Source organism: Vibrio celticus (genome assembly GCF_024347335.1).
GTDB lineage: Bacteria > Pseudomonadota > Gammaproteobacteria > Enterobacterales > Vibrionaceae > Vibrio > Vibrio celticus.
This window is the reverse complement of sequence record NZ_AP025463.1, coordinates 3,598,102-3,620,060: the sequence shown is the minus strand read 5'-3', so window position 1 is coordinate 3,620,060 and position 21,959 is coordinate 3,598,102. Positions and strand designations below refer to the sequence as shown.

Sequence of the window (21,959 nt, the reverse complement as noted above, 5' to 3'; positions counted from 1 at the left end):
GATGCCCTCACTCTATTTAAAGTAATATGAAATGACCGCTAATTTTACCTGTTGATAAGTCAGATCACCAGCAATTGATCACAGATCCAGTGAATAAGATCCAAGTTATTCACAATAAATTTGTAATTTATCGGTGGATCCACACATCTTGCCCCTAATTTACTCACACAATGATCCACTTATGCCCGGATCCTTGCTAGTTATCCCCAAATCGGGAATTCAATCTGGTTATGGTTAATAACATCTGGTTATTTATTCTAGTGAGCATTTTCCCAGTAACATCCAAACCCATAAATATAAGGAGTTACCAAATGAATAACTGGATTAAGGCTGCAATTGCGGCTATCGCACTCTCTGCTGCTACTGTTCAAGCTGCGACTGAAGTTAAAGTCGGCATGTCTGGTCGCTATTTCCCGTTTACATTCGTTAAACAAGACCAGCTACAAGGTTTTGAAGTGGATTTATGGGATGAGATCGGTAAGCGTAACGATTACAAGGTTGAATACGTAACGGCAAACTTCTCTGGTCTGTTTGGTCTTCTTGAAACGGGTCGCATCGATACCATTTCAAACCAAATTACAATGACGGATGCACGTAAAGCGAAATACCTATTCGCAGACCCATACGTAGTAGACGGCGCACAAATTACCGTTCGTAAAGGTAATGACAGCATTAAAGGTATCGAAGACCTTAATGGCAAGACAGTTGCGGTAAACCTAGGTTCAAACTTTGAACAACTGCTTCGCAGCTACGACAAAGATGGCAAGATCAATGTAAAAACCTACGATACAGGTATTGAACATGATGTGGCACTGGGCCGTGCCGATGCATTCGTAATGGATCGCCTATCAGCACTAGAGCTTATCAAGAAGACTGGTCTACCATTACAACTGGCGGGTCAGCCATTCGAAACCATTGAAAACGCTTGGCCTTTCGTCGACAACGATAACGGCAAAAAACTGCAAGCAGAAGTAAATGAAGCATTAGCAGCAATGCGCGCAGATGGTACGCTAGAAAGTATCTCTCAGAAATGGTTTGGTGCGGACATTACTCAGAAGTAATTACTCACTTTCTCCATTCAAGGCCCACTGCTTTATACAGCGGTGGGCTTTTTGCTTTTGTGCACTGATAAAAAAACCTGATAGAACAGTACTTACATATAGAACAACACTGCCAATAAAAATACGAGATAGATTATGGGATTTGACTTTAATTACATGCTAGAGCTGTTGCCGATACTACTGAAGTATTTAGGCACCACGATGGAGATGGCGACTTGGGGCTTGTTCTTTGCTCTAATTCTGTCTCTGATACTGGCGAATATTCGTGTATTCAAAATCCCAGTACTCGACCAACTGAGCCAGCTGTACATTAGCTTCTTCCGAGGCACCCCACTGTTGGTGCAGCTGTTCCTCCTTTATTACGGCTTACCACAAGTCTTCCCGTGGATGGTTGGGTTGGATGCCTTCAGCGCCGCTGTGATTGGCTTAACCCTGCACTTTGCCGCGTATATGGCAGAAAGTATTCGTGCCGCGATTATCGGTATTGATCGCAGCCAGATGGAAGCCAGCCTTTCGGTCGGTATGACAACCAGCCAAGCGATGCGCCGAGTGATCTTGCCGCAAGCAACTCGCGTGGCACTGCCGTCATTGATGAACTACTTCATCGACATGATCAAATCGACTTCACTTGCTTTCACCTTAGGTGTCGCCGAAATCATGGCTAAAGCTCAGATGGAGGCTTCTTCAAGTTTCCGCTTCTTCGAGGCTTTCTTAGCGGTAGCGCTGATTTACTGGGGCGTGGTGGTTATCCTCACTCGTATTCAAATTTGGGCCGAAGTGAAACTGAATAAGGCGTATGTACGATGATCAAATTACAAAATATCCACAAGCAGTTTGGTGACACCGAAGTTTTGAAAGGGATCGACCTAGAAATCAAACAAGGTGAGATAATTGTCATCATAGGTTCAAGTGGTACGGGTAAGTCTACCCTACTGCGTTGTGTGAATTTTCTAGAGCAAGCCGATCAAGGCACGATTTCGATTGATGATATCAAGGTTGATACTCAGAAACACACTAAGGCAGAGGTGCTTGCACTGCGTCGTAAGACCGGTTTTGTGTTCCAAAACTATGCACTGTTCGCTCACCAAACCGCGAGACAGAATATTGCTGAAGGTTTAATTACCGTTCGTGGTTGGAAAAAACAGCAAGCCCATGAAAAAGCACAACAAATACTTGATGATATTGGCTTAGGTGACAAAGGCGATAGCTACCCAGCCGCGCTCTCTGGTGGCCAACAACAACGTGTAGGTATTGGCCGTGCAATGGCACTACAACCCGAGCTTTTACTGTTTGATGAGCCGACTTCAGCGCTCGATCCTGAGTGGGTTGGCGAAGTGCTTAACCTAATGAAAAAACTGGCAAATCAGCATCAAACCATGCTGGTGGTTACCCATGAAATGCAGTTCGCTAGAGAGGTCGCAGACCGAGTGATCTTCATGGCTGACGGTCATATTGTCGAGCAGGGATCTCCACAGGATATTTTTGGTAATCCACAGGATCCTAAATTAAAAAAATTCTTAAATAAGGTTGGGATCGACTAAGGATCCTTGTGATTTTAGTTATTCTACGTATAATCCCCCGACCGGAATTTTAGTTAACCCAATCATTGACACTTTTTGTGACAGTGATTACAATTCCGCCTCTTTGTTGAGAGGCGTCGGTTTTCCTTTCTTATATAAAGAAGAGAAAAAATGCCCACGCCGGGTTTAACAAAAACCTAAAACTACTGATCAGTAAGGTAATTACAATGAAACGCACTTTTCAACCTACAGTTCTAAAGCGTAAGCGTACTCACGGTTTCCGTGCTCGCATGGCTACTAAGAACGGTCGCGCAACAATCAATGCACGTCGTGCAAAAGGCCGTAAGCGTCTTTCTAAGTAATCTTTGATTATTTTGAATAAGCTAGCCTTCGGTCGGGAGTTACGCTTGTTAACTCCCGAACATTATCAAAATGTCTTCAAGCAAGCTCATCGAGCTGGCTCCCCTCATTTCACCATCATTGCCCGAAATAACTCTCTTTCAAATCCTCGTCTTGGATTAGCCGTTCCGAAAAAGCAGATTAAAACCGCCGTGGGTCGTAACCGATTCAAGCGTCTTACTCGTGAAAGCTTTCGTAACACTCAACACAAACTTCCTAACAAAGATTTTGTTGTAATCGCTAAGAAGAGCGCGCAAGATTTAAGCAATGAAGAAATGTTCAAGCTACTCGACAAATTATGGCTTCGCCTGTCTCGCCCTTCGCGTGGATAGCGCTAATACCCATCTATTTTTATAGATGGTTTATTAGTCCACTCATCGGCCCACGCTGCCGATTTACTCCAACCTGCTCTTTATATGCGATAGAAGCGTTGAAAGCTCACGGTTTTGTAAAAGGGTGTTGGTTATCAGGCAAACGTCTATTAAAATGCCATCCTTTGAACGAAGGGGGCTTTGACCCCGTTCCACCAGTCCAAAAACAAGACAGAGATAAATAACGATGGATTCTCAACGTAATATCCTGTTAATCGCATTGGCTTTGGTTTCTTTCCTACTGTTCCAACAATGGAACGTAGCTCAGAATCCAGCACCACAAGCGGTTGAGCAGGCACAATCTGGCAGCACCCTACCAGCGCCATCTTATGCAGATGATCTAGACCCGGCTCCTGGTCAAGTTGCTTCTGCTAAAACTATCACAGTAACAACTGATGTACTGACTCTGTCAATTGATACGGTTGGTGGTGATGTCGTTAAAGCAAACCTAAACGATTACTCTGCTGAGTTCGATTCTGAAGATACGTTTGTTCTTCTTAAGAACGAACCAGGTCACCAATTTATCGCTCAAAGCGGTCTAGTGGGTCCTCAAGGTATCGACCTAAGCAGCACAAACCGCCCTAGCTACACGGTTTCAGCAGACAGCTTCACGCTTGCTGATGGTCAGGATGAACTACGCATCCCGATGACTTACCAAGCGAACGGCCTTGATTACACGAAAACATTCATCCTTAAGCGTGGCAGCTACGCAATGGATGTTGAATACGATGTAGTCAACAACTCTGGTAACAACGCGACATTCGGCATGTACGCTCACCTACGTCAGAACGTAATGGATGACGGCGGTAGCCTAACAATGCCAACTTACCGTGGTGGTGCTTACTCTACGGAAGATACGCGTTACAAAAAATACAGCTTCGACGACATGCAAGATCGCAACCTGTCTCTTAACCTAGCAAACGGTCAAGGTTGGGCAGCGATGATTCAGCACTACTTTGCAAGTGCATGGATCCCACGCGACGAAGCAGGCAGCAACCTTTACACTCGTGTAATAGGTAACCTTGGCGACATCGGTGTTCGCATGCCGAACAAAACCATCGCTACTGGCGACGAAGCAAGCTTCAAAGCAACGCTTTGGGTTGGTCCTAAACTTCAAGACCAAATGGCTGCTGTTGCACCGAACCTAGACCTAGTAGTTGACTACGGTTGGTTATGGTTCATTGCTAAACCACTTCATACTCTGCTTTCGTTCATTCAAGGCATCGTTGTGAACTGGGGTCTGGCAATCATCTGTCTAACTTTCATCGTTCGTGGTGCTATGTACCCACTAACGAAAGCTCAGTACACGTCTATGGCGAAAATGCGTATGCTTCAGCCTAAGCTGACTGCAATGCGTGAGCGTATTGGCGACGACCGTCAACGTATGAGCCAAGAAATGATGGAGCTTTACAAGAAAGAGAAAGTAAACCCACTAGGTGGCTGTTTACCTATCCTTCTGCAAATGCCTATCTTCATTTCGCTATACTGGGCACTAATGGAGTCTGTTGAACTGCGTCACTCACCGTTCTTCGGTTGGATTACTGACCTTTCAGCACAAGACCCATACTACATCTTGCCACTTCTGATGGGTGCTTCAATGTTCCTAATCCAGAAGATGAGCCCGACAACTGTAACGGATCCAATGCAGCAGAAGATCATGACCTTTATGCCGGTTATGTTCACATTCTTCTTCCTGTTCTTCCCTTCAGGTCTGGTTCTTTACTGGCTAGTATCGAACATCGTAACTCTGATTCAGCAAACGCTTATCTACCGCGCGCTGGAAAAGAAAGGCTTACATTCTAAGTAAGTTCGATAATAGAAAGAGATAAAGAAAGGCGACCAAAAGGTCGCCTTTTTGTTTTTAGCTGATTACAATTCAGCTAATTGATTAATCGTGAGCGCCCCTTTTTGGCTTTCACATGCTAGCAGGCACAACTATGACTACAGATACGATTGTTGCTCAAGCGACTGCACCCGGCCGTGGCGGCGTCGGTATTATTCGCGTTTCAGGCCCACAAGCAGCCCAAGTTGCGCTTGAAGTTACCGGCAAAGTACTGAAACCACGTTACGCTGAGTACACCCCTTTTAAATCTCACGATGGTTTAGAGCTAGACCAAGGTATCGCGCTTTACTTTCCTAACCCGCACTCGTTTACCGGTGAAGACGTATTAGAGCTACAAGGCCACGGTGGTCCTGTGGTAATGGATATGCTCATCAAGCGCATCCTCGCGATTCCAGGGCTACGCGCAGCACGCCCTGGTGAGTTCTCGGAGCGTGCCTTCTTGAACGACAAGATGGATTTAACCCAAGCAGAAGCAATTGCTGACCTCATTGATGCCAGTTCAGAAGAAGCGGCGAAATCAGCCCTGCAATCGCTGCAAGGTGAGTTCTCAAAACGCATTAATACGCTGGTGGACTCTCTGATTCACTTACGCATCTATGTTGAAGCCGCTATCGACTTCCCAGAAGAAGAGATTGATTTCCTTGCTGACGGTAAAGTAAGTACTGACTTACAAGCTATCATCGACAACCTCGAAGCGGTTCGCCAAGAAGCCAATCAAGGTGCCATCATGCGTGAAGGAATGAAAGTGGTGATTGCAGGCCGTCCTAATGCCGGTAAGTCGAGCTTACTGAATGCATTATCGGGTAAAGACTCCGCGATTGTGACTGATATTGCCGGTACAACCCGTGATGTACTTCGTGAACATATCCATATTGATGGTATGCCACTGCACATTATTGATACCGCAGGCCTGCGTGAAGCCTCGGATGAAGTCGAAAAAATCGGTATTGAACGCGCTTGGGAAGAAATAGCTCAAGCCGATCGCGTTTTATTTATGGTCGATGGCACCACTACCGATGCAACCGACCCGAAAGATATCTGGCCAGATTTCGTTGATCGTCTGCCGAATAACATCGGAATGACCGTGATTCGTAACAAAGCCGATCAAACCGGTGAAGATCTCGGGATTTTCCATGTTAATGATCCAACTCTGATTCGACTATCAGCAAAGACGGGACAAGGCGTTGATGCGCTGCGTAATCATTTAAAAGATTGCATGGGCTTTGCTGGTGGTAATGAAGGTGGTTTCATGGCACGTCGTCGCCACTTAGATGCTCTAGAACGCGCATCTGAACATCTAGATATTGGCCAGCAACAGCTCGAAGGCTATATGGCAGGGGAAATCTTGGCAGAAGAACTGCGTATAACGCAGCAACACCTTAACGAGATTACTGGTGAGTTCAGTTCAGATGACCTACTCGGCCGTATCTTCACCTCTTTCTGTATTGGTAAATAACCTTTAAAGGCCGGCTCATGCTGGCCTTTTTCTTTAGTAAGGACAGCTTAATGATCCACATTATTACAGGCAGCACCTTAGGTGGTGCAGAGTACGTTGGCGATCACCTTAATGATCTTCTTGAAGAGCAAGGCCACGAGATCACCCTTCATAATCAGCCTGAATTCGATGATATTCCCCAACAAGGCTTTTGGTTGCTGGTAACTTCAACTCATGGTGCGGGTGAATTTCCAGATAATATTAAGCCGTTTATCGACGCATTGACCCAGCAATCTCCAGATTTAAGCCAGGTTCGCTTTGCTGTCGTGGCGCTTGGTGATTCGAGTTACGATACCTTCTGTTTGGCGGGAAAATCAGTCCACAGCCAGATGAAAGAGCTCGGTGCTCAGCCTATTTCTGACTGTTTTACCATCGATGTATTGGAAACTCCGGTACCAGAAGACGCAGCAGAAGCTTGGTTTAACGATCATAGCGACCAGTTTTAACCTCTCTCCTCTCTCAAAAAGCGGCTTATGCCGCTTTTTTTGTCTCTGAACATCGCGATTGTGAATAACTTTTTTTCAAAAACATCGAAAATTAGCGATCTATTTTCAATTTCTGCTGTGGATAAGATCATACATATACGGTGATTAACCTATAGTTATCCAAATAACAAGTTTTAGGCTAATTTCCACCTGTGAATAAGTAGCTATTTTGATCCCAGCTAATCCTCATCCTGATCAAAGTTAGATCACATCATTTGATCCAAAAAAGATCCATGATCTCGTTGATCATTTTCGACTTATCCACAGATACCCTCGATCCTAATAATAGATCTAATAAAAGATCTCCTTAAAGATCTTATCTATATTAATTAAAAACAGCTTTTTCGAAAAATCCCAAAAACGTTTTCTCAGGCTATGAAAACAGGTAGAATATCGCTCCTTTTTATCAATCTAGAAAACGTTTGAATACCTGAGGTCGGTTCATGCTTTATCACGAAAAATTTGACGTCATCGTTGTTGGTGGTGGCCATGCAGGAACGGAAGCCGCACTCGCATCTGCACGTACTGGTCAAAGTACGTTATTACTTACTCATAATATCGATACGCTAGGACAAATGTCTTGTAACCCAGCCATTGGCGGGATCGGTAAGGGCCACTTGGTAAAAGAGGTCGATGCAATGGGTGGATTAATGGCGCAAGCTATTGATCATGCAGGTATTCAGTTCAGAACATTGAACGCATCAAAAGGCCCTGCAGTTCGTGCTACTCGAGCACAAGCTGACCGCGCACTGTACAAAGCCTTTGTTCGCAACGTTCTTGAAAACACGCCAAACCTGACTTTGTTCCAACAGTCGGTTGATGACTTGATCGTTGAACAGGATCAAGTGGTGGGTGTGGTAACGCAGATGGGCCTTAAGTTCCGCGCAAGCGCTGTGGTTCTGACTGTGGGCACATTCCTAGGCGGCAAGATCCATATTGGTATGGAAAGTTCTTCGGGCGGCCGTGCTGGTGATCCACCATCGATCGCACTGGCTGACCGTCTTCGTGATCTTCCATTTCGAGTTGATCGCCTGAAAACAGGTACTCCTCCTCGTATCGATGCGCGTAGCGTTGATTTTTCTGAGCTTGAGGTTCAGCACGGCGATAACCCGACGCCTGTTTTCTCGTTCATGGGCAGCCGAGCTCAACAACCTCGTCAGATTCCATGTTACATCACGCATACCAATGAAAATACGCATGACGTGATTCGCGCCAACCTTGATCGCAGCCCAATGTACGCGGGTGTGATTGAAGGCATTGGCCCTCGTTACTGTCCTTCGATTGAAGACAAAGTAATGCGTTTTGCTGACAAGAACAGTCACCAAATTTTTATTGAGCCTGAAGGTCTAACGACTCACGAACTATACCCGAATGGTATCTCTACCAGTCTGCCGTTTGATGTACAGGTTCAAATTGTTCGTTCGATGAAGGGCTTTGAAAATGCTCACATCGTTCGCCCTGGCTATGCGATTGAGTACGATTTTTTTGATCCTCGCGACCTTAAGCTGACTTACGAAACTAAGTTTATCAAAGGCCTATTCTTTGCGGGTCAAATCAACGGTACCACTGGCTATGAAGAAGCGGCTGCACAAGGCTTGATGGCCGGTCTGAATGCAAGTTTGTTTACTCAAGGCAAAGAAGGCTGGAGTCCGCGTCGTGACCAAGCTTACATGGGCGTGCTTATTGACGACCTGTCTACCATGGGTACCAAAGAACCTTACCGCATGTTTACATCTCGCGCGGAATACCGTTTGCTGCTTCGTGAAGACAACGCCGATATCCGCTTGACTGAAAAGTCGCGTGAACTTGGCCTTGTTGATGACGCTCGTTGGGCTCGTTTCAACGAGAAGATGGAAAACATGGAGAAGGAACGTCAACGTCTGAAAGAGACTTGGATTAATCCAAAATCTGAAGATATTGATCAACTGAACCAAATTCTGAAAACACCAATGTCTCGTGAAGCGAGTGGTGAAGATCTTCTTCGTCGCCCTGAAATGACTTATTCACAGCTAACCGCATTGGATCGTTTTGGTCCTGCACTGGAAGATCAACAAGCGTCTGAGCAAGTTGAGATCCAAGTGAAGTACGATGGTTACATTCAGCGTCAACAAGACGAAATTGAAAAATCACTGCGTCATGAAAACACCAAACTGCCTGCTGATATCGATTACAGCAAGGTAAAAGGACTTTCTAACGAAGTGGTTCTTAAACTAACGACAGCTAAGCCTGACTCAATTGGTATTGCTTCGCGAATTTCAGGTATCACACCTGCAGCAATCTCAATTCTGTTGGTTTACTTGAAAAAACACGGCCTGTTGAAAAAAGGTGAGGAAGCATAATGAGCGCATTACGCGAAAAACTGGATCACCTGATTGGCCAGACTGAACTTGAAGTATCTGAAAAACAACGTGGCCAGTTGGTTGGCTACGTTGAGTTACTGAACAAGTGGAACAAGGCTTATAACCTAACATCAGTTCGTGACCCGCAAGAAATGATGGTGAAACATATCTTAGATAGCATCATTGTTAGCACTCACTTACAAGGTAAGCGCTTTATTGATGTGGGCACGGGACCTGGTCTTCCTGGGATTCCGCTCTCAATCATGAATCCAGACTGCGAGTTTTACTTGCTAGACAGCCTAGGTAAGCGTATTCGTTTTATCAAACAGGTGATTCATGAGCTGGGTATCGACAACGTGGTACCGGTTCAAAGTCGCGTTGAAGAATTTCAACCAGAAGAAAAGTTTGATGCAGTGCTCAGTCGTGCATTTGCGTCAATGACAGACATGGTAGAGTGGTGTCACCATTTACCTAAAGAGCAATCCGGTGTATTTTTGGCTCTTAAGGGACAACATCCTAGAGGCGAAATCGACCTGTTACCTGAATGGTGTTCAGTGACAGACATTAAAGCTTTGCAAGTGCCAGAGCTTGATGGAGAGCGTCATCTAGTTACTTTATCGCGTCAGGGATAATCAGCGAGGCCATAGTGGGTAGAATCGTAGCAATTGCCAACCAGAAGGGTGGCGTAGGAAAAACAACAACTTGCATTAATTTAGCAGCATCAATGGCGGCAACAAAACGCAAGATATTGGTTGTTGACCTCGATCCTCAAGGTAATGCCACTATGGCGAGCGGTGTCGACAAGTATCAAGTTGAAGCAACTGCTTACGATTTGTTGGTTGAAGACACCCCATTTGATGAGGTGGTTTGCCGGAGTACATCTGGCAATTATGACCTCATCGCTGCGAACGGCGATGTTACTGCGGCAGAAATCAAGCTGATGGAAGTGTTTGCTCGTGAAGTTCGTTTAAAAAACGCACTCGAATCCATTCGCAATAACTATGATTTCATCTTTATTGATTGCCCGCCCTCATTAAACCTTCTTACAATCAACGCGATGGCTGCGGCTGACTCCGTATTGGTTCCTATGCAATGTGAATACTTTGCTTTGGAAGGTTTGACTGCATTGATGGATACCATCAGTAAGCTAGCGGCTGTTGTAAACGAGAACCTGAAGATCGAAGGTCTTCTGCGTACTATGTACGATCCTCGCAACCGCTTATCGAACGAAGTATCTGATCAACTCAAAAAACACTTTGGTAGCAAAGTCTACCGAACTGTGATCCCTAGAAATGTGCGTCTGGCAGAAGCCCCGAGTCACGGCAAGCCAGCAATGTACTACGACAAATATTCCGCAGGAGCTAAGGCTTATCTTGCTCTTGCAGGCGAAATGTTGCGTCGTGAAGAAGTCCCAGTATAGGTCTAACCAAAGGAATTCGCTCAATGTCTAAGCGTGGTTTAGGAAAAGGGCTAGATGCATTGCTTGCAACTAGCTCATTGGCTCGTGAAAAACAGCAAGTTGCTTCTCATAGTCAGGCGTTGTCGGCTGATGGTAAGCTTATCGAACTGGCTGTTGGTTGCTTGAAGCCTGGTGTATATCAACCGCGTAAGGATATTGCGCCTGAAGCGCTAGAAGAGCTGGCTGCATCAATTCAATCTCAAGGTATTATCCAACCGATCGTAGTTCGCCCACTGGCGCATGACCAGTTCGAGATTATTGCTGGTGAACGACGTTGGAGAGCGGCTCGTCAAGCTGGCCTTAAACAAGTGCCATGCCTGATCAAGAGAGTTGAAGACAAGGCCGCTATCGCGATGGCATTGATTGAGAATATTCAACGTGAAGACCTGAATGTTATCGAAGAAGCACAAGCGCTAGAGCGCCTACAGAACGAATTTGAGCTGACACACCAACAAGTCGCTGATGTTATCGGTAAATCGAGAGCAACGGTGAGTAACTTATTACGTCTAAATCAGCTCGAAAATGAAGTAAAAGGTTTAGTTTCCAATAAACAACTGGAAATGGGGCATGCTCGAGCACTGCTTGCGCTTGAAGGTGATACCCAGGTTGAAGCAGCAAACACTGCGGCAACCAAAAAAATGACCGTGCGTCAAACTGAGCAACTTGTCAAAAAGTGCTTAAAACCAGACGTTGAAGGTGAATCGAAGCCTGAAGACACAGAAGCTATCGAACTTTCACGAAGACTCACGGAAAAATTGCAAGCAAACGTTTCAGTTACTCGTTCTGTTAGCGGTAAGTCAAAAGTGACAATTACTCTTGATGAGCCTCACAAATTAGAGCAACTTATTGCTAAACTAGAGTACTAAATGAGATAATTGATTTAGGTCAATTATGTAATAAACAAGTAATTTCGTACAAAAGTTGTAGGTTTGTATACAAAAATGTAAATGATTGCTGCATTGTTATTGCAATCAATTTGGCTGAACGTATAATTTTCGCCAATTTCTCAGCACGCTTTTAAGCGAGTAGTAAAGAAGGCTTAAAAGAGGAACGAATACATGGTAGCGGCGTTAGCAAGACCAGGACGAGTGCTTGCAAAGCAAATGTTATTGATCGAGCTTAGCGCGGTTATATTAGTGGCGATAGGGTTAGGTTTAGCTGTTAATCCTGATTGGGGTTTTGCTGCATTAATCGGTGGCGGTATTTTTGTCATCGCAAATGCAGTTTTTTGTGTGTGTGCTTTCCTATTTAGTGGAGCTCGCGCAACTAAGTTAGTTGCGGCGTCGTTCTATGCAGGCGAAGCGCTAAAAATCCTTATCACAGTTCTACTATTCTCTATTGTCTACATGTATATGCAGGTGGAATTAGTTCCCCTCAAACTGACCTATTTACTGGTTCTAGGTATTAATATCTTTGCGCCAGTGCTTTTCATTAACAATAAAAAATAGGATGAGTTATGGCTGCGCCAACAGCATCCGGATACATTGAGCACCACTTACAAAACCTTTCTTTAGCTAAGTTTGGTCTTGTAGAGGAGACAAGTTTCTGGAACGTACATATAGACAGTCTGTTTTTTTCGGTGTTGACAGGGATGTTATTCCTTTGGGTTTTTCGCTCAGTCGCTAAGAAAGCAACAGTAGGTGTACCTGGTAAGCTTCAGTGTTTTGTTGAAATGGTAGTGGAATTCGTTGGTGACAACGTTAAAGAAACTTTCCATGGCCGCAACCCTCTGATTGCCCCACTAGCACTGACTATATTCTGCTGGATTATCATTATGAACTTGATGGACTTAGTGCCTATCGATTTCTTACCATATCCTGCAGAGCATTGGCTAGGTATCCCTTACTTGAAAGTGGTTCCTACAGCTGATGTAAATATAACAATGGCAATGGCTTTAGGTGTTTTTGCTCTGATGATCTACTACAGCATCAAAGTGAAAGGTCTAGGCGGATTTGCTAAAGAATTGGCACTGCATCCATTTAATCACCCAATCATGATTCCATTTAACTTGGTACTTGAGGTAATTTCGTTATTAGCGAAGCCACTATCTCTAGGTATGCGTTTATTTGGTAATATGTTTGCGGGTGAGGTGGTGTTTATTCTTATCGCGGCAATGCTACCGTGGTACTTACAATGGGTAGGTGCACTACCTTGGGCTATCTTCCATATCTTGGTTATTTTGATTCAAGCGTTTGTTTTCATGATGTTGACAATCGTTTACTTATCAATGGCTCATGAAGATAGTGATCACTAAAAAAATTTTTAAGCTTTATTCTAACTATTAATGTTAATCGGAGAACGTAAATGGAAACTGTACTAAGTTTTTCAGCAATCGCTGTTGCTATTATTGTTGGTCTTTGTGCCGTAGGTACTGCAATTGGTTTTGCTATTCTTGGTGGTAAATTCCTAGAAGGCGCTGCGCGTCAACCTGAAATGGCTCCAATGCTACAAGTTAAGATGTTCATCATCGCTGGTCTACTGGATGCTGTTCCAATGATCGGTATCGTAATCGCACTACTATTCACGTTTGCTAACCCATTTGTTGGTCAACTAGCAGGCTAATTAACTATCAATAGTTAATTAAATTTTTGTAGTTGATTCTTAACGAGGGGTAGCTGTTGTGAATATGAACGCAACTCTGTTAGGTCAAGCAATTGCTTTTTCATTGTTTGTTTGGTTCTGCATGAAATATGTATGGCCACCAATCATGCAAGCAATTGAAGAACGTCAGAAAAAAATTGCTGACGGTCTAGTAGCCGCTGAACGCGCTGCTAAAGACTTGAACCTGGCACAAGCCAACGCTTCTGAGCAAATGAAAGAAGCAAAGCGCACTGCAACTGAGGTTATTGATCAGGCAAACAAACGTAAAGCTCAAATTATTGATGAAGCACGCGAAGAAGCTCAGGCAGAACGCCAGAAAATCTTAGCGCAAGCTGAAGCAGAAATTGAAGCAGAGCGTACACGTGCCCGTGATGACCTGCGCAAACAAGTCGCAACTCTGGCTATAGCTGGTGCTGAGAAAATCCTTGAGCGTACAATCGATAAAGATGTACACGATGATCTTCTTAACAACATTACTGCAAAACTTTAAAGCAAGGGGCTGTATATGTCTGATTTGACTACAATCGCACGCCCCTATGCTAAAGCAGCGTTTGACTTTGCGGTAGATAAAGGTGAGCTAGACCAATGGGGTCAGATGCTTACTTTTGCTGCCGAAGTGGCACAAAATGATGATGTTCATAATTTATTAAGCGGTTCTATGACTGCTGAAAAATTAGCTGAAGTATTCATTGTAATTTGTGGCGAACAATTTGATGAATTCGGTCAGAACTTAATTAAAGTGATGGCAGAGAATGGCCGCTTAATGGCTTTTCCTGATGTTTGTAAAGAGTTCTTTATACTCAAAAAAGAGTATGAGAAAGAGATCGACGTTGAAGTAACTTCAGCGGTTGAACTTTCTGAAGAACAACGCGCAGAGATCAGCAGCAAATTGGAACAGCGCTTAGCGCGCAAAGTTCAGCTGAATTGCAGTATAGATGAGACTCTACTTAGTGGAGTTATTATTCGAGCCGGAGACCTAGTCATCGATAACTCAGCGCGCAGTCGTTTAGACCGCCTGAGCGATGCATTGCAGTCTTAATGGGGATTGGAGCATGCAACTTAATTCCACTGAAATTAGCGATCTAATTAAACAACGTATTGAATCTTTCGACGTTGTTAGTGAAGCTCGCAATGAAGGTACTATCGTTTCTGTAAGCGATGGCATCCTTAGCATCCACGGCCTAGCGGACGTGATGCAAGGTGAAATGATCGAACTACCGGGTGGCCGTTACGCTCTAGCACTAAACTTGAACCGTGATTCGGTTGGTGCTGTTGTAATGGGCCCGTATGCTGACCTACAGGAAGGCATGAAAGTTACAGGTACTGGTCGTATTCTAGAAGTACCAGTAGGTCCTGAAATGCTTGGTCGTGTTGTAAACACGCTAGGTGAGCCAATTGATGGTAAAGGTCCAATCGAAGCTAAATTGACTTCGCCTGTAGAAATTATCGCACCAGGTGTAATCGACCGTAAATCGGTAGATCAACCTGTTCAAACTGGTTACAAGTCTGTTGACTCAATGATCCCTATCGGTCGTGGTCAACGTGAACTAGTAATCGGTGACCGTCAGACTGGTAAAACAGCAATGGCGATCGATGCGATTATTAACCAAAAAGATTCTGGTATTTTCTCTATCTACGTAGCTATCGGCCAAAAAGCGTCGACTATTGCTAACGTAGTTCGCAAACTAGAAGAGCACGGCGCACTAGCAAACACAGTTGTTGTTGTTGCATCTGCTTCTGAATCTGCAGCGCTGCAATACCTTGCACCGTATGCTGGTTGTGCGATGGGCGAATACTTCCGTGATCGCGGTGAAGATGCACTGATTGTTTATGATGATCTATCTAAGCAAGCTGTAGCTTACCGTCAAATCTCGCTACTACTTAAGCGTCCACCAGGTCGTGAAGCGTTCCCAGGTGATGTTTTCTACCTTCACTCTCGTCTACTAGAGCGTGCTGCTCGTGTAAGCGAAGCATACGTAGAAAAATTCACTAACGGTGAAGTGACAGGCAAGACTGGTTCTTTAACTGCTCTACCTATCATCGAAACGCAAGCTGGTGACGTATCTGCATTCGTACCAACGAACGTAATCTCGATTACTGATGGTCAGATCTTCCTACAAACTGAGCTATTCAACGCGGGCGTACGTCCAGCTGTTGACCCAGGTATCTCAGTTTCTCGTGTAGGTGGTTCGGCGCAGACTAAAATCATCAAGAAGCTATCTGGCGGTATCCGTACTGCTCTAGCTCAATACCGTGAACTTGCAGCATTTGCTCAGTTCTCTTCGGATCTTGATGAAGCGACTAAGAAGCAGCTAGACCACGGTCAAAAAGTTACAGAACTGATGAAGCAGAAGCAATACGCTCCTATGTCTGTATTTGACCAAGCTCTAGTAATCTTCGCTGCAGAGCGTGGATACCTTCAAGACGTTGAACTTTCTAAAGTTCTAGACTTTGAAGCTGCTTTACTGTCGTTTGCTCGTGGTCAATATGCCGATCTAGCAACACAGATCGACACAACGGGTGCTTTCAATAAAGAAATCGAAGCTGAGCTGAAGAAGCTTGTTGACGATTTCAAGGCAACCCAGACCTGGTAATTGGTAGGTGGTCTTAGGGCCACCTCATACCATTAACGGAGAGTAACGATGGCCGGCGCAAAAGAGATACGTAATAAAATCGGTAGTGTTAAAAGCACACAGAAGATTACGAAAGCAATGGAAATGGTAGCAGCTTCAAAAATGCGTCGTTCTCAAGACGCAATGGAAGCTACTCGTCCATATGCAGAAACAATGCGTAAAGTGATCGGTCATTTGGCTAATGGTAGCCTCGAGTATAAGCATCCTTATCTTGAGGAACGTGAAGCCAAACGTGTTGGTTACATCATCGTTTCTACAGACCGTGGTCTTTGTGGTGGTTTGAACATTAACTTGTTCAAAAAAGCCATGAACGACATGAAAGATTGGTCTGAGAAAGGTGCTGACGTTGAACTTGCAATTGTAGGTTCAAAAGCGACAGCATTTTTCAACAACAGCGGCGCGAAAGTAGCAGCTCAAGTTTCTGGTCTGGGCGATCGTCCAAGCCTTGAAGACTTGATTGGCTCTGTAAGCGTTATGCTGAAGAAATATGATGAAGGCGAATTAGATCGCCTGTTCGTAGTGTTCAACAAGTTTGAAAACACTATGGTTCAAGAACCAACGATCGATCAATTACTTCCTTTGCCTAAATCAGACAGCGAAGAAATGAAACGCAGTCATTCTTGGGACTACATTTATGAGCCCGAGCCAAAACCACTACTAGATGCACTATTGGTTCGCTATGTCGAATCTCAAGTGTACCAAGGTGTGGTTGAGAACCTTGCTTGTGAGCAAGCGGCTCGAATGATTGCAATGAAATCAGCAACAGATAACGCTGGTGACATTATTGATGACTTAGAACTTGTGTATAACAAAGCGCGTCAAGCGGCGATTACACAAGAACTTTCTGAGATCGTTTCAGGCGCAGCTGCGGTTTAAGCTTAGGTAAAACTAAATAGTTAGAGGATTAACGATGGCTACAGGTAAGATCGTACAGATCATCGGTGCGGTAGTCGACGTAGAGTTCCCACAGGGTGAAGTACCTCGTGTATACGACGCTCTGAATGTTAATGAAGTACAAGAACGTCTAGTTCTTGAAGTTCAGCAACAACTTGGCGGTGGCGTAGTTCGCGCAATCGTAATGGGTAGCTCTGATGGTTTACGTCGTGGTTTGACAGTTGAAAATACTGGCGCTCCAATCTCAGTACCAGTAGGTACTAAGACATTGGGTCGTATCATGAACGTCCTAGGTGACGCGATTGATGAGTGTGGCGAGATTGGTGCTGAAGAGCATTACGCCATTCACCGTGAAGCTCCAAGCTACGAAGAGCAGTCTAACGAGACAGCTCTTCTAGAAACTGGTGTTAAAGTAATCGACTTGATTTGTCCATTCGCTAAGGGTGGTAAAATCGGTCTATTCGGTGGTGCTGGTGTAGGTAAGACCGTTAACATGATGGAACTTATCAACAACATCGCACTTCAACACTCAGGCCTATCTGTATTTGCAGGTGTAGGTGAGCGTACTCGTGAAGGTAACGATTTCTACTTTGAGATGCAGGAAGCAGGTGTTGTAAACATCGAAAAACCTGAAGAATCAAAAGTAGCGATGGTTTACGGTCAGATGAACGAGCCACCAGGTAACCGTCTACGTGTTGCACTGACTGGTCTAACAATGGCAGAGCGCTTCCGTGACGAAGGTCGTGACGTTCTACTGTTCGTTGATAACATCTACCGTTACACACTAGCAGGTACTGAAGTATCAGCACTTCTAGGTCGTATGCCTTCTGCGGTAGGTTACCAACCTACACTAGCTGAAGAAATGGGTGTTCTACAAGAGCGTATTACGTCAACTAAATCTGGTTCTATCACGTCTGTACAGGCGGTATACGTACCAGCGGATGACTTGACTGACCCGTCTCCAGCAACAACGTTCGCTCACTTGGATGCAACGGTTGTACTTAACCGTAACATCGCATCTATGGGTCTATACCCAGCGATCGACCCGCTAGATTCTACTTCACGTCAACTGGATCCATTGGTAGTTGGACAAGAGCACTACGACATCGCTCGTGGCGTTCAGTCTACTCTTCAGCGCTATAAAGAGCTGAAAGATATCATTGCTATCCTAGGTATGGATGAGCTATCTGAAGAAGATAAGCAAGTTGTATCTCGTGCTCGTAAGATTGAGAAGTTCCTAACTCAGCCTTACCACGTAGCGGAAGTATTTACAGGTGACCCAGGCGTTTACGTACCTCTTAAAGAGACTCTACGTGGCTTCCAAGGTCTTCTATCTGGTGAATACGATGACATTCCAGAGCAAGCGTTCATGTACTGTGGTGCAATTGACGAAGCTATCGAGAATGCTAAGAAGCTATAAGGCTAACTAGGAGGCGATATGGCAGCAATAACCTTTCACCTAGACGTTGTAAGTGCAGAGAAACAAATTTTCTCAGGCCTTGTTGAGACGTTTCAGGTGACCGGTAGTGAGGGTGAGCTTGGTATTTTCCATGGTCATACTCCACTGCTGACCGCTATCAAGCCTGGTATGGTGCGTATTGTTAAGCAGCACGGCCACGAAGAAATCATTTATGTTTCTGGTGGTATGGTAGAAGTTCAGCCTGGTACAGCGACTGTACTGGCTGATACAGCTATCCGTGGTGAAGAGCTAGACGCAGCAAAGGCGGAAGAAGCTAAACGCAAGGCTGTGGAGAATATCCAAAATCAGCATGGCGACATAGACTTCGCACAAGCGGCCGGTGAACTGGCTAAAGCCATTGCTCAGTTACGAGTTATCGAACTGACAAAACAGCGTCGTTAATCTTTTTTAAGATTATAGACTCTGAGATAAAGGCGACCTAAGGGTCGCCTTTTTGCATTTTTAGATTCTCAAAAATGCTTCTTTTACGTATCACTACTGGTTAAATGGTTATTGCGATTTAATTTTTTGCCCAAAAACGGTTACAATATCGGCTTAATAAAAATAACGTTGGATAGGTTTACAATGAAGTTTAGCGCGGTAATTCTCGCGGCGGGCAAAGGCACTCGCATGTATTCAAACACACCAAAGGTTCTGCACACACTTGCGGGTAAGCCAATGGTGAAGCATGTTATCGATACATGTAATGGTCTAGGCGCTCAAAACATCAACCTGGTTTACGGCCACGGTGGTGATCAGATGAAGGCTACCTTAGCTGAAGAATCTGTAAACTGGGCACTGCAAGCTGAACAGCTCGGCACAGGCCACGCTGTGGATCAAGCATCTGCACATTTCGCTGATGATGAAAAAGTATTGGTGCTCTACGGTGATGTTCCACTGATCTCACCTGAAACCATTGAAAACCTATTAGACGCTCAACCAAACGGTGGTATCGCGCTACTTACTGTCGTGTTAGACAACCCAATGGGTTACGGACGTATTATTCGTCGTAATGGCCCTGTTGTGGCTATCGTTGAACAGAAAGATGCAACGGATGAGCAGAAGCTTATCAAAGAGATCAACACTGGCGTTATGGTGGCGACTGGTGGCGATCTCAAGCGCTGGTTGTCTGGCCTAAGTAACGACAACGCACAGGGTGAATATTACCTGACTGACGTTATCGCAGCGGCTCACGACGAAGGTCGTGCAGTTGAAGCGGTACACCCAGTAAGCCCAATTGAAGTGGAAGGCGTAAACGACCGCTCTCAACTGGCTCGTCTAGAGCGCGCTTACCAAGCTGAGCAAGCAGACAAGTTATTGAAGCAAGGCGTAATGCTACGCGACCCAAGCCGCTTTGATCTACGTGGTGAACTGCAGTGCGGTATGGACGTTGAGATTGACACTAACGTTATCATCGAAGGCAGCGTTAGCATTGGCGACAACGTGATTATCGGCACTGGTTGTGTATTGAAAGACTGTGAGATCGATGACAACACCATTGTTCGCCCATACAGCGTGATTGAAGGTGCAACAGTTGGTGAAGACTGTACGGTTGGTCCTTTCACTCGTTTACGTCCTGGTGCTGACATGCGTAATAACTCGCACGTTGGTAACTTTGTCGAAGTGAAAAACACTCGCCTTGGTGAAGGTTCTAAAGCGAACCACTTAACGTATCTAGGCGATGCTGAAATTGGTCAGCGCGTAAATGTGGGTGCGGGTGCAATTACTTGTAACTACGATGGTGCGAATAAGTTTAAGACCATCATCGGCGACGACGTATTCGTTGGTTCAGACAGCCAATTAATCGCGCCTGTTACGATTGGTAATGGTGCTACCGTTGGAGCTGGCTCTACCGTAACACGCGATGTTTCTGAAAATGAGCTAGTTATCAGCCGTGCGAAAGAACGTAAGATTGCTGACTGGCAACGTCCGACTAAGAAAAAGTAGTCTCTGAATAAATAAGATGATTTAAATGAAAGCCAGTAGTACCGCTACTGGCTTTTTCTTATTTATCTAGATATAAAAAAAGAGCGAGTAATCTCGCTCTTTTTTGTTTTCGTTAACTTAGAAACTAGTCTTGTTTCTCGTCAGCGACCACTCGAGAGTTATCAGGTGTCGCGAAGTGTTCAGAAAGCTCTTTGTTCGAAACAATATAACCAACCCACAATGCACCCAAACAGATTACAACCGCGATACCTGTCGCGCTTAGTGCTTGGCTAGCCATTGCTGCGACCAATGCACTTGATAGGCCACTGATGCTGATTTGCAGGCTGTTTTGTAGACCAGCAGCTGTCGCAGGGCTCTGTTTAGCGCTTGATAGGGCGCGGTTTACTACGATTGGGTAAAGTGCACCGTTTGCTACAGCAATCAAACAGAAAGGCGCAAGTAGAGGCCAGATTGACGTCAGTTCCCATTGTGATGCGATGAAGATAAGCATCGCCGCTACGCTGAACAAACCGATAAGGTTTCTTAGTACAACGCCATCGCCATATTTCTTCACCGCTTGCTTACCGAAGTAACCACCCGCCATGAACGCGATTGTTTGTGGGATAAAGCTCAAACCGATATCTTTTGCTTCATAACCTAGCTGAGCCATGATCTCTGGCATACCCGTTAGGTAAGCGAAGAACGCTGCAGATGCAGATGCAAACATTAAAACATTACCCATGTAAGGCTTTGATTTAAGCAACATCTTGATGTCTGTCTTAATCGATGTCTGTTTTACTTCAGGCGCTTCTTTTGGTTGAGCCATTGTCGTTGCCACTAGCAGTGCACCCATCAAGGTTAATGTGATGAAGATGCTGTGCCAGCCAAAGCTATCCGCCAGTAACACACCTAGCTGAGGTGCTAGTGCAGGAGATAGCGCAACCAAAGGCATGATGGTTGCAAAAATTTGCTGGCTACTGCTTTGTGAGTAACGCTTGATAACCATTGCTTGCCAGATTACCGCTGGAGCACATACACCGATCGCTTGAATGAAGCGCAGTGTCAGTAGGTGCCATACCTCGGTGCTGAATGCTAAGCCGAATGAAGCGGCAGTAAAGATAACAAGACCAACCGCCAGCGTATTACGGTGACCATACTTGTCACTTGCCAGACCCCAAAGAAGCTGACCCATTGCCATACCGCCAAGAAATACCGTTAGAGACAGAGCAATCTGCTCTGGGCCGGTTGCGAAATCAACTTCCATTGCCTTAAATGCAGGAAGGTACATATCGGTCGCAATAAAGCCAAGCATTGAAAGAACTGCAAGGTAGACCAATTGAAATTTAGAAATATTCATAAGATGCCATTAAGCTAAAGGTAGTGATGTTTTTATCATCAAAAAAATTGTTTGATATACAGAAGTGAAAGCCCCTGTTTATTTATGCTGACATTCTATTTTTCAGACCTGATAAAA

24 protein-coding genes are annotated in these 21,959 nt (G+C 44.9%); 23 read left to right on the top strand and 1 reads right to left on the bottom strand.

What is annotated here, in order from left to right; translation table 11 throughout:
* Positions 1–311: 311 nt before the first annotated feature.
* The 23 genes from OCV19_RS16290 to glmU all read left to right on the top strand — a co-directional run bounded on the left by OCV19_RS16290 (position 312) and on the right by glmU (position 20,506).
* Positions 312–1,061, top strand: a complete 750-nt coding sequence (locus OCV19_RS16290) for an amino acid ABC transporter substrate-binding protein (RefSeq protein WP_050649810.1) — start codon at positions 312–314, stop codon at positions 1,059–1,061.
* 135 nt (positions 1,062–1,196) lie between these two features.
* Positions 1,197–1,868 carry an amino acid ABC transporter permease gene (locus OCV19_RS16285; RefSeq protein ID WP_009848134.1) on the top strand — a complete coding sequence of 224 codons (672 nt, stop codon included), beginning with the start codon at positions 1,197–1,199 and terminating at the stop codon, positions 1,866–1,868.
* Positions 1,865–2,602 (top strand): amino acid ABC transporter ATP-binding protein, encoded by a 738-nt coding sequence (locus tag OCV19_RS16280; protein WP_048610829.1) that lies wholly within the window; start codon positions 1,865–1,867, stop codon positions 2,600–2,602. Before OCV19_RS16285 ends, OCV19_RS16280 begins: the two co-directional genes overlap by 4 nt.
* Before the next feature lie 206 nt (positions 2,603–2,808).
* Positions 2,809–2,943 (top strand): 50S ribosomal protein L34, encoded by a 135-nt coding sequence (gene rpmH, locus OCV19_RS16275; RefSeq protein WP_004735800.1) that lies wholly within the window; start codon positions 2,809–2,811, stop codon positions 2,941–2,943.
* A 45-nt stretch (positions 2,944–2,988) separates the two neighbouring features.
* Complete coding sequence (gene rnpA, locus OCV19_RS16270; protein ID WP_017055478.1) at positions 2,989–3,312, top strand: ribonuclease P protein component; 324 nt, start codon at positions 2,989–2,991, stop codon at positions 3,310–3,312.
* Positions 3,279–3,536 (top strand): membrane protein insertion efficiency factor YidD, encoded by a 258-nt coding sequence (gene yidD / locus OCV19_RS16265; protein WP_004735802.1) that lies wholly within the window; start codon positions 3,279–3,281, stop codon positions 3,534–3,536. Before rnpA ends, yidD begins: the two co-directional genes overlap by 34 nt.
* Before the next feature lie 2 nt (positions 3,537–3,538).
* Positions 3,539–5,158 (top strand): membrane protein insertase YidC, encoded by a 1,620-nt coding sequence (yidC, locus tag OCV19_RS16260; RefSeq protein WP_065676902.1) that lies wholly within the window; start codon positions 3,539–3,541, stop codon positions 5,156–5,158.
* 130 nt (positions 5,159–5,288) lie between these two features.
* Complete coding sequence (gene mnmE / locus OCV19_RS16255; RefSeq protein WP_065676909.1) at positions 5,289–6,650, top strand: tRNA uridine-5-carboxymethylaminomethyl(34) synthesis GTPase MnmE; 1,362 nt, start codon at positions 5,289–5,291, stop codon at positions 6,648–6,650.
* A 50-nt stretch (positions 6,651–6,700) separates the two neighbouring features.
* A complete protein-coding gene (gene mioC / locus OCV19_RS16250; RefSeq protein WP_029405666.1) occupies positions 6,701–7,135 on the top strand; it encodes an FMN-binding protein MioC in 435 nt (144 codons plus the stop codon).
* A 482-nt stretch (positions 7,136–7,617) separates the two neighbouring features.
* Positions 7,618–9,513: a tRNA uridine-5-carboxymethylaminomethyl(34) synthesis enzyme MnmG gene (mnmG, locus tag OCV19_RS16245; protein ID WP_017058802.1), complete on the top strand. Its 1,896-nt coding sequence runs from the start codon at positions 7,618–7,620 to the stop codon at positions 9,511–9,513.
* Positions 9,513–10,145, top strand: coding sequence for a 16S rRNA (guanine(527)-N(7))-methyltransferase RsmG (gene rsmG, locus OCV19_RS16240; protein ID WP_065676901.1), 633 nt, complete (start codon positions 9,513–9,515; stop codon positions 10,143–10,145). The genes mnmG and rsmG overlap by 1 nt, the downstream gene beginning before the upstream one ends.
* Before the next feature lie 14 nt (positions 10,146–10,159).
* Positions 10,160–10,933, top strand: coding sequence for a ParA family protein (locus OCV19_RS16235; protein WP_019825554.1), 774 nt, complete (start codon positions 10,160–10,162; stop codon positions 10,931–10,933).
* Positions 10,934–10,956: 23 nt separating this feature from the next.
* Positions 10,957–11,838, top strand: a complete 882-nt coding sequence (locus OCV19_RS16230; protein WP_065676900.1) for a ParB/RepB/Spo0J family partition protein — start codon at positions 10,957–10,959, stop codon at positions 11,836–11,838.
* Between the two features lie 192 nt (positions 11,839–12,030).
* Positions 12,031–12,420, top strand: a complete 390-nt coding sequence (locus OCV19_RS16225) for a F0F1 ATP synthase subunit I (RefSeq protein WP_017058798.1) — start codon at positions 12,031–12,033, stop codon at positions 12,418–12,420.
* 8 nt (positions 12,421–12,428) lie between these two features.
* Positions 12,429–13,226, top strand: a complete 798-nt coding sequence (atpB, locus tag OCV19_RS16220) for a F0F1 ATP synthase subunit A (RefSeq protein WP_009848124.1) — start codon at positions 12,429–12,431, stop codon at positions 13,224–13,226.
* A gap of 50 nt (positions 13,227–13,276) precedes the next feature.
* On the top strand, positions 13,277–13,534 hold the full coding sequence (gene atpE, locus OCV19_RS16215; RefSeq protein ID WP_004411110.1) for a F0F1 ATP synthase subunit C: 258 nt from the start codon (positions 13,277–13,279) through the stop codon (positions 13,532–13,534).
* A gap of 58 nt (positions 13,535–13,592) precedes the next feature.
* A complete protein-coding gene (gene atpF / locus OCV19_RS16210) occupies positions 13,593–14,063 on the top strand; it encodes a F0F1 ATP synthase subunit B (protein ID WP_010433231.1) in 471 nt (156 codons plus the stop codon).
* A gap of 15 nt (positions 14,064–14,078) precedes the next feature.
* Positions 14,079–14,612, top strand: coding sequence for a F0F1 ATP synthase subunit delta (gene atpH, locus OCV19_RS16205; protein WP_009848122.1), 534 nt, complete (start codon positions 14,079–14,081; stop codon positions 14,610–14,612).
* A gap of 13 nt (positions 14,613–14,625) precedes the next feature.
* Complete coding sequence (gene atpA, locus OCV19_RS16200; protein ID WP_010433235.1) at positions 14,626–16,167, top strand: F0F1 ATP synthase subunit alpha; 1,542 nt, start codon at positions 14,626–14,628, stop codon at positions 16,165–16,167.
* Between the two features lie 48 nt (positions 16,168–16,215).
* Positions 16,216–17,082: a F0F1 ATP synthase subunit gamma gene (gene atpG, locus OCV19_RS16195; RefSeq protein WP_016794171.1), complete on the top strand. Its 867-nt coding sequence runs from the start codon at positions 16,216–16,218 to the stop codon at positions 17,080–17,082.
* Positions 17,083–17,116: 34 nt separating this feature from the next.
* Positions 17,117–18,520, top strand: coding sequence for a F0F1 ATP synthase subunit beta (gene atpD, locus OCV19_RS16190; protein WP_048610850.1), 1,404 nt, complete (start codon positions 17,117–17,119; stop codon positions 18,518–18,520).
* An 18-nt stretch (positions 18,521–18,538) separates the two neighbouring features.
* A complete protein-coding gene (locus OCV19_RS16185; RefSeq protein WP_004735742.1) occupies positions 18,539–18,961 on the top strand; it encodes a F0F1 ATP synthase subunit epsilon in 423 nt (140 codons plus the stop codon).
* A gap of 183 nt (positions 18,962–19,144) precedes the next feature.
* The gene (gene glmU, locus OCV19_RS16180) at positions 19,145–20,506 is read left to right on the top strand and encodes a bifunctional UDP-N-acetylglucosamine diphosphorylase/glucosamine-1-phosphate N-acetyltransferase GlmU (RefSeq protein ID WP_065676899.1); all 1,362 of its coding nucleotides are present in this window, start codon (positions 19,145–19,147) and stop codon (positions 20,504–20,506) included.
* 124 nt (positions 20,507–20,630) lie between these two features.
* Here the strand turns inward: glmU and punC are convergent, their stop codons facing one another.
* Positions 20,631–21,842 carry a purine nucleoside transporter PunC gene (gene punC / locus OCV19_RS16175; RefSeq protein ID WP_017063021.1) on the bottom strand — a complete coding sequence of 404 codons (1,212 nt, stop codon included), beginning with the start codon at positions 21,840–21,842 and terminating at the stop codon, positions 20,631–20,633.
* Positions 21,843–21,959: the final 117 nt, after the last annotated feature.

Excerpts from the sequence above, each read along its gene's own strand:
- OCV19_RS16230 (WP_065676900.1), top strand. The coding sequence starts at position 10,957 with ATGTCTAAGCGTGGTTTAGGAAAAGGGCTAGATGCATTGCTTGCAACT.
- yidC (WP_065676902.1), top strand. The coding sequence starts at position 3,539 with ATGGATTCTCAACGTAATATCCTGTTAATCGCATTGGCTTTGGTTTCT.
- atpH (WP_009848122.1), top strand. The coding sequence starts at position 14,079 with ATGTCTGATTTGACTACAATCGCACGCCCCTATGCTAAAGCAGCGTTT.
- atpB (WP_009848124.1), top strand. The coding sequence starts at position 12,429 with ATGGCTGCGCCAACAGCATCCGGATACATTGAGCACCACTTACAAAAC.
- punC (WP_017063021.1), bottom strand. The coding sequence starts at position 21,842 with ATGAATATTTCTAAATTTCAATTGGTCTACCTTGCAGTTCTTTCAATG.
- glmU (WP_065676899.1), top strand. The coding sequence starts at position 19,145 with ATGAAGTTTAGCGCGGTAATTCTCGCGGCGGGCAAAGGCACTCGCATG.
- atpA (WP_010433235.1), top strand. The coding sequence starts at position 14,626 with ATGCAACTTAATTCCACTGAAATTAGCGATCTAATTAAACAACGTATT.
- OCV19_RS16185 (WP_004735742.1), top strand. The coding sequence starts at position 18,539 with ATGGCAGCAATAACCTTTCACCTAGACGTTGTAAGTGCAGAGAAACAA.
- OCV19_RS16285 (WP_009848134.1), top strand. The coding sequence starts at position 1,197 with ATGGGATTTGACTTTAATTACATGCTAGAGCTGTTGCCGATACTACTG.
- atpG (WP_016794171.1), top strand. The coding sequence starts at position 16,216 with ATGGCCGGCGCAAAAGAGATACGTAATAAAATCGGTAGTGTTAAAAGC.
- OCV19_RS16225 (WP_017058798.1), top strand. The coding sequence starts at position 12,031 with ATGGTAGCGGCGTTAGCAAGACCAGGACGAGTGCTTGCAAAGCAAATG.
- atpE (WP_004411110.1), top strand. The coding sequence starts at position 13,277 with ATGGAAACTGTACTAAGTTTTTCAGCAATCGCTGTTGCTATTATTGTT.
- mnmG (WP_017058802.1), top strand. The coding sequence starts at position 7,618 with ATGCTTTATCACGAAAAATTTGACGTCATCGTTGTTGGTGGTGGCCAT.
- mioC (WP_029405666.1), top strand. The coding sequence starts at position 6,701 with ATGATCCACATTATTACAGGCAGCACCTTAGGTGGTGCAGAGTACGTT.
- yidD (WP_004735802.1), top strand. The coding sequence starts at position 3,279 with ATGGCTTCGCCTGTCTCGCCCTTCGCGTGGATAGCGCTAATACCCATC.
- atpD (WP_048610850.1), top strand. The coding sequence starts at position 17,117 with ATGGCTACAGGTAAGATCGTACAGATCATCGGTGCGGTAGTCGACGTA.
- OCV19_RS16280 (WP_048610829.1), top strand. The coding sequence starts at position 1,865 with ATGATCAAATTACAAAATATCCACAAGCAGTTTGGTGACACCGAAGTT.
- rpmH (WP_004735800.1), top strand. The coding sequence starts at position 2,809 with ATGAAACGCACTTTTCAACCTACAGTTCTAAAGCGTAAGCGTACTCAC.
- rsmG (WP_065676901.1), top strand. The coding sequence starts at position 9,513 with ATGAGCGCATTACGCGAAAAACTGGATCACCTGATTGGCCAGACTGAA.
- mnmE (WP_065676909.1), top strand. The coding sequence starts at position 5,289 with ATGACTACAGATACGATTGTTGCTCAAGCGACTGCACCCGGCCGTGGC.
- OCV19_RS16290 (WP_050649810.1), top strand. The coding sequence starts at position 312 with ATGAATAACTGGATTAAGGCTGCAATTGCGGCTATCGCACTCTCTGCT.